Origin of the sequence: Vibrio sp. D404a (assembly GCF_030248535.1) — a bacterium.
Lineage (GTDB): Bacteria > Pseudomonadota > Gammaproteobacteria > Enterobacterales > Vibrionaceae > Vibrio.
Window position 1 is genome coordinate 105,285 of record NZ_JAHGAJ010000014.1, and the last position, 16,548, is coordinate 121,832.

Consider the following 16,548-nt stretch of genomic DNA (forward strand, 5'->3'; position numbering starts at 1 on the left):
TCGTACTAGGAGGTGATAAAGTCAATTGCAATGTTATATCATAACAATTGGTTTTTTTGTATGAGTTCAGAGATTGGAAAGAGATAGGCTCGAATATAGGCAGAATCGAGAGTGGATTTAAACGGATATTGGATTTTAATTATAGTTGACCTTGTCAACTAACTCTTTTTGGGTTACCTTTGTACCGTAAACGATTAACGCCCATCCATATCAGTTAATAGAGCTCCCCAACGCTCAAAGAAAGACCTATATGACTAAGTCTCAGTTTTTCGCGCATTACCTGCGCCTAAATCGTAAGTCCTATCTGCTTGCGATAATTTTCATTTTTCTCGTTAACTGGCTGCAGGTGGAGATCCCACGCTACATTCAGTTGGCGATCGACCTGATTGATGATGCATCAAGCGCGGGTCACCAGCAGTTGAAAACCTACATCACAATCATCGTAGTGATGTCGATATCGATGATCATTGTCCGCATCTGGTCACGAATTTACGCACTTAACCCGGGCCGTATTACAGAAGCTTCGCTAAAAAATACGCTTCTGGAAAAGCTCAATCGATTGCCAAACAGTTTCCACTCTCAATTCGCATCTGGCCGACTAATCTCGATCATTAATAATGATTTGCAGGGGGTTCGTTTGCTGTTCGGTGTTGGATTTCTGCAGTTCTTTAATGCCCTGTTGGCACTGTCTTTAACGCCGTTGTGGATGTGGCGAATCTCATCAGAACTCACCATGTACTCGGTGATCCCGATTATTATCGCGTTTGTTATCTTCCGCGTCGGTTTTGTAAGAATGAAGTCACTGCATATGGAACACATGAAGCGCTTACAGAACCTGTCGGCACAGTTGATGAGTTACCTATCGGGCATTGATTTGATCAAAAGTCAGCAGATGTCGCCGTGGGTGAGATCAGAGACAGAGAAGCTCAACCAAATGCTATTAGAGTGTCGAATGAAGATCACTCGAATTCAGGTGTTCTTTATGCCGGTTCTTGATTACGCCAATAACCTAATGAAAATCCTGATCCTCGGTTTAGGTGGCTACATGTTGGTGAATCAAGAACTGAGTCTTGGTGAAATCACCGCATTCCTCACTTATTCAGTGCTTTTGGCGATGCCGTTGATGCAACTTGGGCGTATTGCGACCATCTATCAGCGCGGCATGGTGGGGATTACCAGTGCTCAAACCATCTTGAACGCACAAGTGCCAGAGCTAGATGAGACCAGTCTGAACAGCAGTGATGTTTCCGAACTCAAGGGGCAAACTTTCTCAGTCAGAAACCTTAGCTATCAGTACCAAGGCGAAGAACGTCTAGTACTCGATAACATCAGCTTTGATATTCCACCGGGTAAAAAGGTAGGCGTACTCGGTAGCATTGGTTCTGGTAAAACGACTTTGGTGAACTGCTTGAATCATCACCTTGATGTCGCGCCGGGCAGCGTATTCCTTGGTAACCGAGACGTGACTGAATTTTCACGCAATGATCTCCGTCGATACGTGAAAACGGTAACTCAAGACCCGTATCTATTTTCGGCAACGGTGGAAGAGAACATTCGATTCGGCAGTACTAAGGCTGATATTGCGAAAGAGCAGGTGGATGAAGTGTTAAACCTTAGCCAATTGGCGAGCGATGTGGCGCGCCTAGAAAAGGGCGATCAAACCTTGGTTGGCGAGAAGGGCATTATGCTCTCGGGTGGCCAGAAGCAGCGTTTGAGCATTGCACGTGCACTTCTAGAACCTGCCGACTTAATTATTATGGATAACGTCCTATCTGCTGTGGATTACGAGACTGAGCGAAAGATCCTTGAGGGACTGTTTGAACGTCTGAAAGACCAGTCAGTGCTGGTGGTATCACACCGCGTCAATGCTCTGGAATATATGGATGAGATTATCGTCTTGAACCAAGGCAAAGTGATCGCAAAAGGCGACCATGCCAGCCTGCTTAAAACATGCCCTTACTATTATGAAACGTGGCAGTTGCAGCAAAATGAGACGGAGGCAACCGCATGTTGAAAGGCGTAGATATTCAGTACCTCAAGCACTTCCTACAGTTTGCTAAAAAGTACAAGTGCACGGCGATCATTGGTATTGCGATGTTACCGTTGACTATCATCACTAGCCTGCTGTTTCCATGGCTGATTATTCAGGTTATCGATGTCCAATTGAGCCACGGTAATATCGATGGCTTGCTAGAGTACGTCTTTTATCTCGTGGTTGTGCTGATTGTCAGTTATGTAGTGGACACCACCTACTCATACAACCTCAGAAAAACAGGGCAGCTCACCATCACCGACATGCGCTCAGTGCTATTTGAGCGGGTTCTTAAACTGCCACGCAGTTACTTCGATAACACGCCAATTGGCGTTACGCTGTCGCGCTTGACCAGCGATTTGGAGACGATTGGAGAAACCTTCATTCAGTCGGTGGTCGGTCTGGTGAAGGATACGCTGAACACCATCGCCCTGATTGGCATGATGTTTTTCATCGATTGGAAGCTCACCTTGATCGTATTAGTGGTGATGCCGCCCGTTATGTATCTCACCGCGTTTGTCCGAAACAAACTGCGTCAGATGCATCTAATCACTCGCTCGTCATTGGCGCGTGGTATTGGTTTCCTTCAAGAAGCACTACTTGGGATGAAGACGGTTCAGCTGTACCGTGCAGAAGAGGCGGTAGAGACGCGCTTTAAAGGCTATACCGACGAGTTCCTGCGAGCGCAAAAGAAGATCAACAAATACGATGCGATTCTGTTCTCGGTGATCTCAGGTGTTACGTCGATTACCATCGCATTGATGATTTGGTTTGGCTCAGAGCAAGTGCTGCAGGGCACCTTAACCTTGGGTGTGTTAATTGCCTTCATTAATACTCTAGAGAAGGTCTTTGTGCCTATTCGTGACTTTACCTCGCAGATCGCTTCAATTCAGAGCTCTTTTGCCGCTTTTGACCATATTGAAGAGCTATTTGTCGAGCCGACGGAAGAGCAGGGAAGAAAACTGTTGCCGTCCCACCAAGTTGAAGAGCAACTGCGTGACTTTGTGAGTTTGGAGTTCAAGAACGTTAGCTTCCGCTATAAGCCGGACGCACCTTACGTGCTAAAGGATGTCTCGTTTGTGTTAGAGAAAGGGCATCAAATTGCTTTGGTTGGATCAACGGGCTCTGGTAAGTCTACGATCATGCGTTTGATCTCGAAAACCTATCAGAACTATGAAGGCAGCATTTTGCTCAATGGTATTGAGTTGTCCGAGATTTCAATGGAAGACTCAGCACACCTGTTTTCACTGATGATGCAAGATGTACATTTGTTTGAAGAGAGTGTTCACTTCAATATCGCTCTTGGTAAAGAGCACGTTTCGCGTGAGCAAGTTGAGCAAGCCGCGCGTTATGTATATGCGGACCAATTCGTTAAGCAATTACCTAATGGGTATGACTTCCATCTTGATAAGAACGGCTCGAACTTGTCAGTGGGGCAAACTCAACTGCTCTCGTTCGCTCGCGCTGTGGCGCAAGGTGGTCAGGTGATGATGCTCGATGAAGCGACCAGTTCGGTTGATTCGATAACAGAAGATTTGATCCAAAAAGCGATGCAGAAGCTGTTCAAAGAGAAGACAGTGATCGCCATTGCTCACCGCCTAAGCACGGTTCGTCACTCCGACATGATTCTAGTGTTAGAGAAGGGCGAGATAGTGGAGCGCGGTAACCACAGACAGTTGGTTGATTATAATGGCGTGTATGCTGGGTTGCTCAATGAATCCATCGTTGAAACCAGTGAACAGCAAGCGGTCGGCGCTTAATCAGACTCAAACATCATTTCAAAGCCTCAGCGAATCTCGCTGGGGCTTTTTCTTTTTACGTGCATCTTCTTTTACATTGCACGTGATTGGTTATTCCAAGTCTCAAATGGGTAGCCAGCTAGCGCGATAACTACTAGTTATACTCGATATAACTTAGCGATTGTTTGATATTGATAGGAGTGATAGCAATTCTACCTTGTTAACGTGAGAGAATATTTGTGAGCGCTTTCAATCTCAGTAACGGAATATAGAGGTGTGAGGTATCTGGTCAATCCGACGTTCTTGAAACAGAGCATGTGAAATAGAGTATGAAAAATACAGACTTTAGCTTAATCCCCTATTTTGTTGTGATGATGGAAGAGCTTTCTATCTCCAACACCGCCAAGCGCTTTGGTGTTTCCCAACCCGCAGTCAGTAAAGCACTCGGTCGACTCAAAGAAACCTACGACGATCCCTTATTCGTTAAAACGAAAGAGGGTTATCGACCGAGCCGTTTTTGCTATGACATCTACCCGCAGATCAAGCAAGCCTACGACGCGTTTGAATCAACCTTTCCAAACAAGCGCAAGTTCGATCCGAGTAAGATTGACCGCTCATTTAATGTCGCTTGTATCAGCGGAGCGATTTACTCAGTGATGAAGCGCGTGTCAGACAACCTCTACACAGAGACGCCTGATGTGGGTATTAATATCGATCCACTCTATACCGGAGATATCGCGCTCGACTTGCGTCAGCATCGATATGACCTCTGTATTGCTCATGTCCCGATTAACGACCCAGCCCTAGAATGTGTGCCTTTGGCGAGCGAACGCATGGTGGTGGTTTATGACAAGAATCACCCGCGTTTGGGAGGCGAAATTACTCTTAAAGAGTACCTAGCGGAAAAGCACGTGGTTCATAGTATGTGGAACACGGAAGACTCGCCGTTAATGAAAAACAGCAAGTACGCACAAAAGCGAAAAGTCGCACGTAAAGCACCGGGTCCATTTGAGATGCTAGACATGGTTAAGGGAACCGATCTGGTTTGTATTAGCCAAGAATCGGTGCTGGAAAAGTTTGGGTTGTTGAAAGAGTTTCAAACGTCGCCTCTGCCTTTCGAGTCTGACTTAGGGATTGAGTACTTGGTGTGGCACAAGAGCCGTAATTCGGACATGGCACATTCGTGGTTTCGTAAGAAAATTATCGATGCCTCACAAAAAAAGCCCCAGTGGGGCTTTAATTAGAGTCTGTTTTAGCAAGGCGTTTGAATTTGGATTAATTCGCGCCTTGCTGTTGCATTTTCTGCACAAGCTTTTGAAGTTTCAACGTGTTGTAGTTGATGTTTGCAGCACTAAAGCCTTGGCCTGCTTGCATTGGGTAGCCCTCTAAAGAGCCCATAAACTTCGCCACTTCTTGAGACATTGGCACGAATAACCACATGTTGTCGATCATCCAGCGAGTGTACATACCCGACTCTTTAGCCGCAGTTTCAAATGGGTCCATACGTAGGTTAGTGATTGAAGCCCAAGCTGGAGCCTGACGAACCGCAGATTGCATATCACCTTCCATCATTGCAAAGCTCGCCTTCCAATCATTCCAACGCAATGCGTTCAGCTCGCCATTCGCTGAGAAGTAAAGGATCGTGTCACGAGGGCCTTTGTCTGTTTTGCCTTCGAAGAATGGTTTGAAGTTTGAGCCATCTAGGTGAACTCGCCACTCTTTATCGTTCAGTGTTACGCCTTCCTTAAGCTCGTCGACGATGTTGTCGTTACCTGCGGCAGCTGCCAGTGTTGGCAGCCAGTCTTCTTGAGACATTAACGCGTTTACCGCAGAGACCGGTTTAATTACGCCCGGCCACTTCACGATTTGTGGTACGCGCATACCACCTTCGTAAGTCGTGCCTTTTTCACCGTGGAAAGGAGAAGTGCCGCCATCCGGCCAAGTGAATTTCTCTGCACCGTTGTCGGTTGAAAGAATCACGATGGTGTTGTCCGCAACCTCTAGACGCTCTAGCGTATCTAATAAGGCGCCGACGTTGTCATCTAGCTGGCGCATACCATCTGCGTAAATGCCTTGGCCTGTGATGCCATCGTAATGATCGTTGAGGCGAGTCCAAACATGCATGCGAGTTGAGTTGTACCAAACGAAGAATGGTTTATCAGCTTTGACCGATTTTTCCATGAAGGTGATCGCCGCTTCAGTGAAGTCTTCGTCGATGGTTTCCATACGAGCACGAGTCAGTGGACCTGTGTCTTCAATTTTGCCATCCGCCGTTGATTTAATCACGCCACGTGGGCCGTATTGCTTTTTGAACTCTGAGTCTTTTGGATAGAAGTAGGTTTCTGGCTCTTCTTCTGCATTAAGGTGGTACAGGTTACCAAAAAACTCATCAAAACCGTGCTTGGTTGGAAGGTGTTTATCTTGGTCACCAAGGTGGTTTTTACCAAACTGTGCCGTCGCGTAACCCTCTTGTTTAAGTGCATCACCGATTGTTGGTGCCCAGTCAGGAATACCGTGGTCAGATCCCGGCATACCAATGGTCAAAAGACCGGTACGGAAAGGGTGCTGACCAGTGATGAATGCTGCTCGGCCTGCAGTACAAGATTGCTGTGCATACATGTCTGTGAAAATAGCGCCGTCGTGCGCGATACGATCAATGTTTGGGGTTTCGTAACCCATCATGCCGCGGTTGTATGCGCTGGTGTTGTAGTAGCCTAAGTCATCGGCCCAAATAGCAAGGATGTTAGGTTGCTCTGCCGCTGCAACGCCTTGAGCCACTGTCAGGGCGCTCATAGCAAGTACGGATTTAGTAAAGGTAGTCAAGGTAGAGTCCTCTTTTCATACTGAGTTTCGTTAAAAAGAAAGTACCAAAACGCAATTAACCTAGAGGACTACAGAGTATAAATTATGGTTAAGTCGCTTAATCTACGTTTGACTGTCGAGAGGCTTGTCTTTGATACCCAAAGAGAAAGTACGCGGTTTTGTATTAATAAGTAATCGAAAATAAACATATTTTACGCAAGGAAATATGTTATTCTCTTGATACTACTAAAGGGGTGCTTTTTTGAGCATTGAAATGTATACGAGCAAAAGCACGATGCTTGTGTCAGTCACTTTCTGGCGAGTATGGAATCTAAAATGTTGTTGGAAGAAGTTGTAGAAATTATTGAGTTAACCGATTCAGACCATTTATCTCAAGCAATGGACCTGTTTAATGAGCATGGATTTGTTCATGCTGAGCAATTGCCTTTTATGAAGGTGGTGTTTGATACCGCCCCTGAGCATCTGGTTAAGAAGCTCTCTCAAGTCGGCTTTAAAGGCAAAGTTGAGATTGTGAAGGCAGAGGGTGCATCTGACTACATTGTTTTTGATGCCGAGCGCAGCGAGTCTGAAAGCGCAATGAGTTTGAGTAAGAGTGCTTAGTTCGTTTTTAACGGATAAGTACCATTTTTATCATTATTTGAGGTTAACACAGTGACAGCAGCGACCGTTTCATCAACAGAACAACAACTGTCTAACGAACATGCACTTTTAGGTGCGGCATTGCTTTCAGCGCAAAAGGTGGAGTTTTCACTTTATACTGCCATCGCTCAATTATTGAAGACGGACAGTAACGTACATGAGCGTCAAGCCATTGAGCTTAATGTTGATACTTTCCTTAAAGGCACCAGCAATGAATTGTCATTGGTTCTGGACCTTTACTATCAAGTGTTTGGTAACAAAATCCCGCTAACAAAAGCAGAAGTGAGTGATTTTGTTTTCCATCGCAACCTTATCTCTCGCAATTACTGGCGAGCGACAGGTGCAGAAGTAAAAGGCGGTGAGAAGCTAGGTAATCCAGAAGGTTACCTATCTGAGTTTCTGACCAAGTGCGAAAACTGGCAGGCGAAGCTTGCTTAAGTAACGCAGCTAAAGCAGAGAAACCACGGTAAGCACCGTGGTTTTTTTATGTCTGTAAACTAACTTTATCCATCAAGCCACTTTGGGTACTTAATGTAAAGCAGCAGTCACAGAGTTTCTCGACTAGCGAATCCCTCGGTTTCGATATAGAGTGAGCTAATATCAAGATGTATAAGGAATGTACGATGCTGAGAGTGGTTTGGATAGTGATAATGGCAATGTTCCCAGCGATGGGTTTCGCGTCTGAGGAGACCCGATACTCCGAGCAAGAATATCTCGATAGACCATTGATTGAGCGTTACATCTTAGATGAATTGAAGTCTCTGCGCATCGAGCAACAAGATCTTGAACGCAGGATGACGATTCAAATCACTGACCGTGAACTTGAAGTGGCCGACAAGTCCCTCAACTATGCCAATGTTACGGTTACCTATTTCTTCTATATCATTGCTGGTGTCGCTTCTCTGATCGCACTGATTGGTTGGCAATCCCTAAAAGAAATTAAGCACAACACCAAAGAGATGGCCGATCAGCGGCTCGACAAAATCGCGCAAGAGTATGAAAAGAAATTTGTCGCGTTAGAACGAGACCTGAAACGTAAAACCCGCATTATCTCGGAAAACAACCGAGAGATTGAAATCATCAATGAAGTGCACAACCTTTGGTTAAGAGCGCAAAACCAACAGACCCCAGAGCAGAAGCTAGAGATCTATGATGAAATCTTAAAGATCCGTCCGGGTGATTTAGAAGCGCTTACCTACAAAGCTGATGCCGCGATGGAGATGCAAGAATTCCACTGGGCAATGAGCTTATGTAATCGTGTGTTGGAGGTGGACGACCAAAATGCGCACGCACTTTATCAACGAGCATGTGCGTATGCGCGCCTAGGCTCTGAATCTCAAGCCATTGAAGATCTTCGACGCTCTATTGAAGCCAGTGCCTCGATGCGTGATTTGATCTCGGATGAAACCGATTTTGAAATGTTAAGAGGTTTGGATGGTTTTGAAGCGTTGCGCGAGGAGTCATAGACCCAACACCATAACAGAATGAAGAACTCATAAAGCCTATAGATAGGTCAATAGATTGTTACAAACAGCGGTTTATTGAACTCAATTGTTATGTTATAACAATTGTAGTTTTTTACCTCTGTTTATGCTATTCGACCTATGAAGTTTTTTCGCTTAGGTCTAGTGATTATTGCCGTCGTTGCATTTTCACTGGCCGCTATCCTCTCAATTGAGCCCGAGCCGCCTCAAGAAATCGAAATTAAGATCACACCCTATCAAGAGATGGTAGAGGGTGAGATCGAACAGCCTCAACTTCAAACTCAGCCTCAACAAGCGCCAGAGCCGGTTAATAATCTCGTTCGAGTCCACTATTTCGTCAAAGTAGGGGACACACTGAGTAACGTGTTTGCGTCTTGGCAACTGCCTTATGAGACGGCACAAAAGATCCTGGAAGCGGATTTAGAAACGCTCAAGTTGGATACGATTAAACCGGGTGATCACCTAGAGTTGCTGTTGGATAAAGAGACGCGCCGCTTAGTGGAGCTTACGTATCACGAAAGCTTAATTGAGCGCTCAGTCTACTCGCTGAATGATGACGGTAGTTTTGATTATGAGTTCATTGAAATGCCGGGTCAGTGGAAAGAGAAGATGTACGCGGGTGAAGTGAATGGTAGTTTCTCGCTCTCTGCACATAAGGTGGGCTTGTCGAGTCGACAGATTGCCAACATCACGCGAACATTGAGAGACAAAATTAACTTTGCTCGTGACTTACGAGCAGGAGACCGATTCAGCGTATTGGTGAGTGAGCAGTATGCTGATGACCATCTGACAGGAAAAACCGAAGTGCAAGGGATCTCGATTCAGCTACGAGGTCGCGAAGTAGCGGCATTTCTGGCTGAAGACGGGCGCTTCTACGACCGAGAAGGCAACAGCTTAGAACAAGCTTTCGATCGCTACCCTGTGGATCGCCAATATCGTCGAATTACCTCTGCATTTAACCCAAGAAGAAAGCATCCGGTGACAGGCCGTATTACGCCTCATAACGGCACAGACTTCGCGACGCCGGTTGGAGCGCCAATCTATTCAACAGGCGATGGTAAAGTGATTGCGGTGCGAAACCACCCATATGCGGGTAAGTATTTGGTTATCGAACACAACAGCGTCTACAAAACGCGTTACTTACACTTACACCGTTTCTTAGTGAAGAAAGGGCAGCAGGTGAAGCGAGGGCAAAAAATCGCGCTTGCCGGAGCTACAGGACGCATTACTGGCCCACACCTTCACTTTGAAGTACTGGTCCGAGATCGTGCTGTCGATCCAATGAAAGCGAACCTACCGATGGCCAGCTCAATCTCCAAAGAAGCCAAAGATGCATTCTATGCCCGTATCTCAGAATTCGATGAGTTGGCGGAAGGTCATCGAGACCAAGCCAGTTAATCTTCGAAACTTGTCGTAAATTAGCGACTGACTCCAATCTATATTACTAGTTCGCCCTTTGGTAACAACGCGTTACTAAAGGGCGTCTTTAGGCATGAATTGCGCTCTTAACCATGATCTTAGCTTTAGCACACTTTCATTTTTGAGTTTGCTGTGTGAACAGACAAAATAGTAATCCTGATGAGGGTTAGCAACGGGCTTACTGATCTCAACCAGAGCACCATGCTTGATGTCATCGCGGACAAATAATCGATGAGTAACCAGTATGCCAAGTGAGCGTGTTGCGGCTTGTATCGCTTGAATGGAGACATCAAAAGAGAGGTTGGTGCTAAAAGAGGGCATAGCCAGTTTGTGAGCATTACACCAGACCTGCCAGTCGAGCTCTCGACGTGGATTAAATACCCCTATCACGGGGTAAGAGTTAAGGGCGTCCTGCATTGACAGCTTATTTTGCTCATTAACAAGGTTAGGACTGGCTACGAGAACCAGTTCGTCGTCCCCAAGCTTTTCGCAATAATATTCCTTCCACTCTTTTGGTTTGCCGTGCACCAAAGCAATATCAACGCCTTCTTGTTCTAAATCGAAAAATCCGATCAAGTTAGAAAGTCGAATATCTAGGTTCGGTGAGTCTTGCTGGAGCATAGGCACACGAGGGATCCACCAATGCAGTGCCAGAGAGTTGACCATGTTCAGCGTGAGTCGGTTTTCGTTGGGTGTATTGACGAGTTGGTCGGTCGCATCGACAATTTGTTCTAACGCTGGCGCCACTTTTCGGTAGTAGCGTTTGCCATCGGCGTTGAGTATGACGCGTCGGCCAACGCGCTGAAACAACGGTTTGTTCACCTGCTGCTCAAGTGACTTGATTGCTTGGCTTACAGCCGAATGGCTAACAAAGAGCGCACGTGCGGCATCCGTCATGCTGCCTGTCTCAGCCACAGCAACAAACGCGTAAATCGATTTCAATGGAACCAGTTTCTTCATTGGTAAGTTTTCCTTACAGTTCTGGTTAATATTACTCGCTATTTTTTGTTCTGTCAGCCTTCTAAAATATGAGTTATAGGAGGTGATAATTATGTCTGATATTACCAAGGCCACCACGTTCATGTTGGTGTCTACATTTAGTCTGTCTGTAAGCGGCCTTGCCGCAAAATACCTCGCTGAGATCATGCCCGTTGCGCTACTCGTTTTTTCTAGATTCTTCTTTCCTGGCTTGATTTTATTCGCAGTATTGATATTTGTTCGGTTACGTAAGCCGAGTCGAGCGTTGTGGAAACCCATCGTTTCGCGTGCTCTGTGTATGACGGCATGTCAGCTGTGCTTTTTATCGTCTTTGCAAAGCTTAACCTTAGTCGAAAGTATCGTTTTGTTTAGCACAGGACCTTTGTTTATCCCTGTGTTAGAAAAATTAATATTTGGCGTGAAGTTCAATTCGACGACGTTAGTCTGTTTGGCGATGACGTTTGCTGGTGTGGTGCTGATGGCAGGGAATCTGTCTGAGTTTGATTTTAAGCCAGCAATTCTGATTGGTTTAATGGCAGGCTTTTTCAATTCTGGCTCACAAGTTAGCTTATATCGCGCGTCTAAAGGTGAGTTATCTGCTGCGGAGATGAACGCTTGGACGTTTATGATTGCCGCCTTATTGGCCTCTCCAATTATGGGTTACGCCTTGTTTGATATTGTAGCTCTCAATCAACCACTATTAACGAACGTGGGTGAAGGCTTTGCATTGTCCAACTTTTATTGGGTGGGTATCGTGATGGTGGTATTTGCGTTGTTTACCATTAACACTCAGATTTGTCGTGCTAAAGCGTATCGACTTGTCAGCAGCGGCTCTCAGCTAGCACCACTGATTTTCACCACGCTGTTGTTCAGTGCGATTTGGCAAGCTTTGCTATTTAGCGACACATTCTCAAATCAAAAACTGTTTGGAATTGGACTTATTATTCTCGCAAGTATGGTTAATACCTTCTTGTCACACCGTAAGAATAAGCTCGCCGTTAAACTGCCGGTAGATGCGCCTAAAACAGCGAGCGAATGTAGGACTTAACTTTTTCGATATGCAGCGGTGCGTCGACCTTACAGTGCTGTTCCGAACCCAAGAAAGCATCCGCATAGCGCTGGTAGATGTCTTTCTCTAGGAACAGTAAATAGAGCTTGGGATCAATATGACCTGTTGTCGCCATCCGCGTCATAATGGTTAAAGACTCTTCAAGGGTTTTTCCCTGTTTGTAGGGGCGGTCGCTGGATGTCAGTGCCTCAAACACATCGGCAATGGCGACTACCTTGGCTTGTATCGACAGTTCATCGTCATCTAGGCCAAATGGGTAGCCCTTGCCATCAATACGCTCATGGTGGTAACTGGCGATTTGTGGGATCTCTTTTAAGTGTTCAGGGTAGGGCAGCTTATTGAGCATCACCGAGGTTTGGATGATGTGATCATTAATCATAAAGCGCTCTTCTTTGGTCAAGGTACCGCTGCGTACTTTCAGGTTGTAAAGCTCACCACGGTTATATTTCAGTTCGCCCGGTGTGAGCACATACGATTCCTGCCATAAGTCCTGCGGGCTCAAACCTTGCTCCCAAGGAATGCGATGTTGCGGTTTATCGGCAAGCAGCGGCTCCATGACGGGCAGTTCGGGCTCCTCTTCAAAGCGTATTTTCTCTGTCCATGCGATACCGACTTGATCGCTAAGAGTGCGTTTCCACTGCTGTTTAGCGATTTCATCGAGCCGAGTTTGATTTTCATCCTCCATTCGCTCTGAGCCAATATTGCACTGAGCTACGAACGCGAAATCTTCATCTAACTTCTGGTGTTTGTCCTTTAGCTTAACTAGTTCTTTTTCTTGCAGAGAGCCATTGGCTATCGCTTTCCAATAATCGGTTTCAGCTTGTTGTTTAAGGAGCTCGAAACGCATTCTTATCTCATGGATTCGGTCATAAAGAGTTTCCAGCTTGGTGGCTTTATCGACCACATATTCTGGGGTGGTGACTTTGCCGCAGTCATGCAGCCATGAGGCTAAACTCAGCGCCTCCCACTGCTTTTTGTCCAGCGCAAACAGCGGGTAGTAACGATCATCTTTAATCGCCGCTTCTGTCAGCCATTGAGTCAGTTCAGGTACTCTCTGACAGTGACCTCCGGTGTAAGGTGATTTGGTATCAATGGCCGAGGCAATAAGCTCAATAAAGGCGTTGAGCATCTCTTTTTGCTGCTCCATCTGGTCAATATTGTCTTTAGCAATCTCTGCAAAGCTCAACAGCTCACGCAGAAAGGCGTGTTTGTCTGATTGCATTTTTGATATCGCACGCTCGTAACCAATGATAACAATACCGACAAGCTGCTTCTCACGATTGAGTAGGGGGAAAAAATAGATATCTGAATTAAAAATGGTCTCGTGATATTGGTTGAGTGCATTCTCGCTCCTGTCTAAATGCACTACTTCACCCATTTTGAGTTTGGCGAGCAGCCAGGGTGTATCTTTCACAAATTCATTTAAATCGGCCTTAAACGGGATGATGGCGTGATTGGCGGCGACCTCGAACTGCTTCTCTTTATTGTCGTAGGTGAACAGTAAAATAGTTTCTGCTTTGGTGATTAAATAGCTTTGGTGCGCGATGGTTTTGGCCAATACCGAGAAGTCTTGATTACCGGCGGTATCACGCAGTAAGGCGATCAAATCATGCAGTGTGTGCTCCATCAACTCGATAGAGTGGGCTAAGTTCGCCACTTCGTTGATCATGCTCTTGGGGTAGTGGGTACGTTTGAAATCGAAACGCGCGATGTTGTGGGTCAGCTCCATCAGTTTTTTAATTGGCATCGAGAGACGATTGGCGACGAACCAGACCAAACCAAAACAGATGAAAAGCAGGATGATCGCCACTGTTACCTGTCGGTCGCGCATCGATATCAGATCCGCCAGCAAATCGGTATGGGGAGTGGCTTCTGCAAGGAATAGGGTTACGTTAGCGGTGAGTTCTACCGGCGTTAAGGTCAGTGCCCATGAGTTAAGGTTGTACTCAACATTCTGAATGCTCTGCTTGCTGGCTTTGTTGTCGAGAAGAAGCGGTGCGAGCACAGATTCTTTGAGCAAATTATTGGCTTCTCGTGAGTTAAATCGAGCGGAACTGATGAGCGGTGTGGTGGTATCCACTTCTAAGCGATGATGGCCCAACAGGTTCAAATGACGATCAAACAGCGCTAACCGGCTTTGAGGTGAAAAGGCGAGGTCGCTAATCTGATCAGAAAGCGAATTAAGCGTAAAGTCAGCGCCAATCACGTATTGTTGATCAGCTGAACGACGCGACAGTGTTATCCCCGGCGTCTTGAGAAAATAGAATTGATAAGGCTCAGAGAGCTGAATTGAACCATCGCGTTTAGCATTGATAAACCAAGGTCGGGTGCGCGGATCAAAGAGGTCTTGTCCGCTCTCATTTTGCTTGATTATCTGGTGAGCGCCATCCAAAAACGTAATACGAGTTAGCCCGTTGGTGGCGGTTTCGGTCACCATCATGGTCGCTTTTGATGGTGCTTTATGTTCCTGACGCTGCTTGTTGGTTTTTATCGGGCGAAACAGTTTGAAATCACCATTCTCTGAACCATAAAAAAGTGCCACTAAGCTTGGGCTCTGCTGAAAGATAAGATCCAGAGACGAGAGCCAAGCATGGTACTCATTTTGAGTGGTATCGTGGGTGATAAAGGGGCTGACGGCCAGTACGTTCAGCGCTGTGACCACGGGGGCAACGGACTGTTTAAACACTAGTTCAAGCTTGTTACTGTGCTCGTCGCTGACCTCTTCAATGGTGCCTAAAAGCAGTTGCTGTGAGTGTTTGTAGCTCATTGTAATCAACACGGTTCCGACGATACTGGTCATGACCAAAAACAGTGTTGTGATGTGTATGCTTAAGGGGTAACGTTTTTTTCTCATTATCAATTACCAATCAAGTGACTGGTTTAAGTATTGTAGAAGCTGAAAAGGTTGCAAAAAAATGACCAAACTAAACCTTCACCGCTATGCTAATTGTCACTTTGAGCTGATAGACTGATTGGAATAGTAAGAGTCAATGTCGGAGTGAAGGCGCAAAAGATGAGATTACAAGTTGATACCCACACCCATACTTATGCCAGTGGTCATGCTTACAGCACCTTAATTGAGAATGCGAAAGCGGCCAGCGAGCGTGGATTAGCGATGTTTTGTACCACCGATCACTCGGAATCAATGCCGGGTGCGCCTCATTACTGGTTCTTCAGCAACCAACGTATTCTCCCTCGTTTTATTGAGGGGGTGGCGATCATTCGCGGTGTTGAATCCAATATCATGAATACCGACGGAGAGATCGATGTTCACCCAAGTGTGGATAAAAACCTCGATTGGGCGATTGCGAGTTTCCATGAACCTGTGTTTCGACCAGCAGACAAAGCGGCTCATACCTTAGCTTTGATCAACGTGATTAAGGCTGGGCGCATTGATGCGCTTGGTCACCTAGGTAACCCTAACTTTGATTTCGACTTTGAGGCGGTGATTGATTGCGCGGTCGAGCATAATGTCGCGATTGAGATTAATAACACGACACTGAAAGGAAATAGCCGTATAGGCAGTATCGAACGTTGCTATGAGATCGCCAAAATTGCCAAGGAAAAAGGGGCATACATCACAACAGGCAGTGACGCTCATTTCTGTGCAGATATTGGCGGGCTAGACCTCGTTTCGCAGTTGCTTGATGAAGTCGGTATCTTGCCAGAGAAGGTGATTACTCATTCACCAAAACAGTTTTTGACGTTTCTTGCTCTGCGCGGTCGTAAAGAGATCCCAGAATACGCGCATCTAAACTAAGAGAATGTTGGCGGGTTTGCATTTCGTCACAATCATTTTTTGTGTGTGCGGCATTTTTGTATAAACTAGCGCTCACAAATAAAGTCATAAGCACCGTAAACAAAAAGGTGTATCTTCAACTGGAGAAACAATGAAAACTCGCTCAATTCTTTTATCTGGCCTGATTGCGGCCTCTGTGATGTCGGCATCCGCGTTTGCAAACGTAGACCTTAAGGAAAACATGCAAGAAATGAAGCTTGCATTCAAACAAGCAGCAGAGGCTCAAAGCATTGAAGAGATGCAAAAACCAATGGTGCGTCTAGATACCTTGGTTGCTGAGCTAAAAACGGGTTCTTACCCAGCGGAAAAAGAGCAGAACTTCATGGAAGGTTTCTCTAAGATCCAAGCGTCAATTGACTCTATCGAGCAGAAGCTAGAGCAGGGACAGTTTGAAGAAGCACAGCAAGAACTACGCACTATCGATGGCTTACGTGAACAGTACCATGAGAAGCGTAACCCAAGCATCTGGAGCAAGCTATTCGGCTAAGAGCTGTCATTCTCGGCTAAGACCTATGGTTTTCCGCTAAGAACTAGGACTCGTTCGCTCTGCTAGCGTTTAAGAGATT

At 46.0% G+C, this 16,548-nt stretch carries 13 protein-coding genes; 10 read left to right on the top strand and 3 right to left on the bottom strand.

Annotated features, from left to right (window positions below; translation table 11 throughout):
- Positions 1–250: 250 nt before the first annotated feature.
- From KI655_RS08515 to KI655_RS08525, 3 genes are all read left to right on the top strand, one after another.
- The gene (locus tag KI655_RS08515) at positions 251–2,014 is read left to right on the top strand and encodes an ABC transporter ATP-binding protein (protein ID WP_285403677.1); all 1,764 of its coding nucleotides are present in this window, start codon (positions 251–253) and stop codon (positions 2,012–2,014) included.
- Positions 2,008–3,792, top strand: a complete 1,785-nt coding sequence (locus KI655_RS08520) for an ABC transporter ATP-binding protein (RefSeq protein ID WP_285403678.1) — start codon at positions 2,008–2,010, stop codon at positions 3,790–3,792. The genes KI655_RS08515 and KI655_RS08520 overlap by 7 nt, the downstream gene beginning before the upstream one ends.
- Before the next feature lie 308 nt (positions 3,793–4,100).
- A complete protein-coding gene (locus KI655_RS08525; RefSeq protein WP_285403680.1) occupies positions 4,101–5,015 on the top strand; it encodes a LysR family transcriptional regulator in 915 nt (304 codons plus the stop codon).
- Positions 5,016–5,046: 31 nt separating this feature from the next.
- Here the strand turns inward: KI655_RS08525 and KI655_RS08530 are convergent, their stop codons facing one another.
- Positions 5,047–6,564: an arylsulfatase gene (locus KI655_RS08530; RefSeq protein ID WP_285403801.1), complete on the bottom strand. Its 1,518-nt coding sequence runs from the start codon at positions 6,562–6,564 to the stop codon at positions 5,047–5,049.
- Between the two features lie 345 nt (positions 6,565–6,909).
- Here KI655_RS08530 and KI655_RS08535 point away from each other — a divergent pair, with 345 nt between their 5' ends.
- The 4 genes from KI655_RS08535 to KI655_RS08550 all read left to right on the top strand — a co-directional run bounded on the left by KI655_RS08535 (position 6,910) and on the right by KI655_RS08550 (position 10,115).
- Positions 6,910–7,194 (top strand): hypothetical protein, encoded by a 285-nt coding sequence (locus tag KI655_RS08535; protein ID WP_285403681.1) that lies wholly within the window; start codon positions 6,910–6,912, stop codon positions 7,192–7,194.
- Between the two features lie 51 nt (positions 7,195–7,245).
- Positions 7,246–7,671, top strand: coding sequence for a hypothetical protein (locus KI655_RS08540; RefSeq protein WP_285403683.1), 426 nt, complete (start codon positions 7,246–7,248; stop codon positions 7,669–7,671).
- A 212-nt stretch (positions 7,672–7,883) separates the two neighbouring features.
- Positions 7,884–8,699 carry a hypothetical protein gene (locus KI655_RS08545; RefSeq protein ID WP_373417293.1) on the top strand — a complete coding sequence of 272 codons (816 nt, stop codon included), beginning with the start codon at positions 7,884–7,886 and terminating at the stop codon, positions 8,697–8,699.
- Between the two features lie 138 nt (positions 8,700–8,837).
- Entirely contained in the window at positions 8,838–10,115 is a 1,278-nt protein-coding gene (locus KI655_RS08550) for a peptidoglycan DD-metalloendopeptidase family protein (protein ID WP_285403685.1), read from the top strand.
- Positions 10,116–10,190: 75 nt separating this feature from the next.
- On the opposite strand, the gene KI655_RS08555 is transcribed toward KI655_RS08550, so the two are convergent.
- Positions 10,191–11,096: a LysR substrate-binding domain-containing protein gene (locus tag KI655_RS08555; protein WP_285403686.1), complete on the bottom strand. Its 906-nt coding sequence runs from the start codon at positions 11,094–11,096 to the stop codon at positions 10,191–10,193.
- Positions 11,097–11,187: 91 nt separating this feature from the next.
- Here KI655_RS08555 and KI655_RS08560 point away from each other — a divergent pair, with 91 nt between their 5' ends.
- On the top strand, positions 11,188–12,162 hold the full coding sequence (locus KI655_RS08560) for a DMT family transporter (protein WP_285403688.1): 975 nt from the start codon (positions 11,188–11,190) through the stop codon (positions 12,160–12,162).
- Here the strand turns inward: KI655_RS08560 and KI655_RS08565 are convergent.
- Positions 12,134–15,037, bottom strand: a complete 2,904-nt coding sequence (locus KI655_RS08565; RefSeq protein ID WP_285403689.1) for an HD domain-containing phosphohydrolase — start codon at positions 15,035–15,037, stop codon at positions 12,134–12,136. The genes KI655_RS08560 and KI655_RS08565 overlap by 29 nt on opposite strands.
- 159 nt (positions 15,038–15,196) lie before the next feature.
- Here KI655_RS08565 and KI655_RS08570 point away from each other — a divergent pair, with 159 nt between their 5' ends.
- Positions 15,197–15,943, top strand: coding sequence for a phosphatase (locus KI655_RS08570; protein ID WP_285403690.1), 747 nt, complete (start codon positions 15,197–15,199; stop codon positions 15,941–15,943).
- A 130-nt stretch (positions 15,944–16,073) separates the two neighbouring features.
- Complete coding sequence (locus KI655_RS08575; RefSeq protein WP_285403691.1) at positions 16,074–16,469, top strand: cytochrome b562; 396 nt, start codon at positions 16,074–16,076, stop codon at positions 16,467–16,469.
- The last annotated feature ends 79 nt before the right edge of the window (positions 16,470–16,548 follow it).

What these genes read in the sequence shown, in the direction of transcription:
- KI655_RS08550 (WP_285403685.1), top strand. Translation starts at nt 8,838, where the DNA reads ATGAAGTTTTTTCGCTTAGGTCTAGTGATTATTGCCGTCGTTGCATTT.
- KI655_RS08560 (WP_285403688.1), top strand. Translation starts at nt 11,188, where the DNA reads ATGTCTGATATTACCAAGGCCACCACGTTCATGTTGGTGTCTACATTT.
- KI655_RS08555 (WP_285403686.1), bottom strand. Translation starts at nt 11,096, where the DNA reads ATGAAGAAACTGGTTCCATTGAAATCGATTTACGCGTTTGTTGCTGTG.
- KI655_RS08535 (WP_285403681.1), top strand. Translation starts at nt 6,910, where the DNA reads ATGTTGTTGGAAGAAGTTGTAGAAATTATTGAGTTAACCGATTCAGAC.
- KI655_RS08520 (WP_285403678.1), top strand. Translation starts at nt 2,008, where the DNA reads ATGTTGAAAGGCGTAGATATTCAGTACCTCAAGCACTTCCTACAGTTT.
- KI655_RS08565 (WP_285403689.1), bottom strand. Translation starts at nt 15,037, where the DNA reads ATGAGAAAAAAACGTTACCCCTTAAGCATACACATCACAACACTGTTT.
- KI655_RS08530 (WP_285403801.1), bottom strand. Translation starts at nt 6,564, where the DNA reads ATGAGCGCCCTGACAGTGGCTCAAGGCGTTGCAGCGGCAGAGCAACCT.
- KI655_RS08570 (WP_285403690.1), top strand. Translation starts at nt 15,197, where the DNA reads ATGAGATTACAAGTTGATACCCACACCCATACTTATGCCAGTGGTCAT.
- KI655_RS08525 (WP_285403680.1), top strand. Translation starts at nt 4,101, where the DNA reads ATGAAAAATACAGACTTTAGCTTAATCCCCTATTTTGTTGTGATGATG.
- KI655_RS08575 (WP_285403691.1), top strand. Translation starts at nt 16,074, where the DNA reads ATGAAAACTCGCTCAATTCTTTTATCTGGCCTGATTGCGGCCTCTGTG.
- KI655_RS08545 (WP_373417293.1), top strand. Translation starts at nt 7,884, where the DNA reads ATGGCAATGTTCCCAGCGATGGGTTTCGCGTCTGAGGAGACCCGATAC.
- KI655_RS08515 (WP_285403677.1), top strand. Translation starts at nt 251, where the DNA reads ATGACTAAGTCTCAGTTTTTCGCGCATTACCTGCGCCTAAATCGTAAG.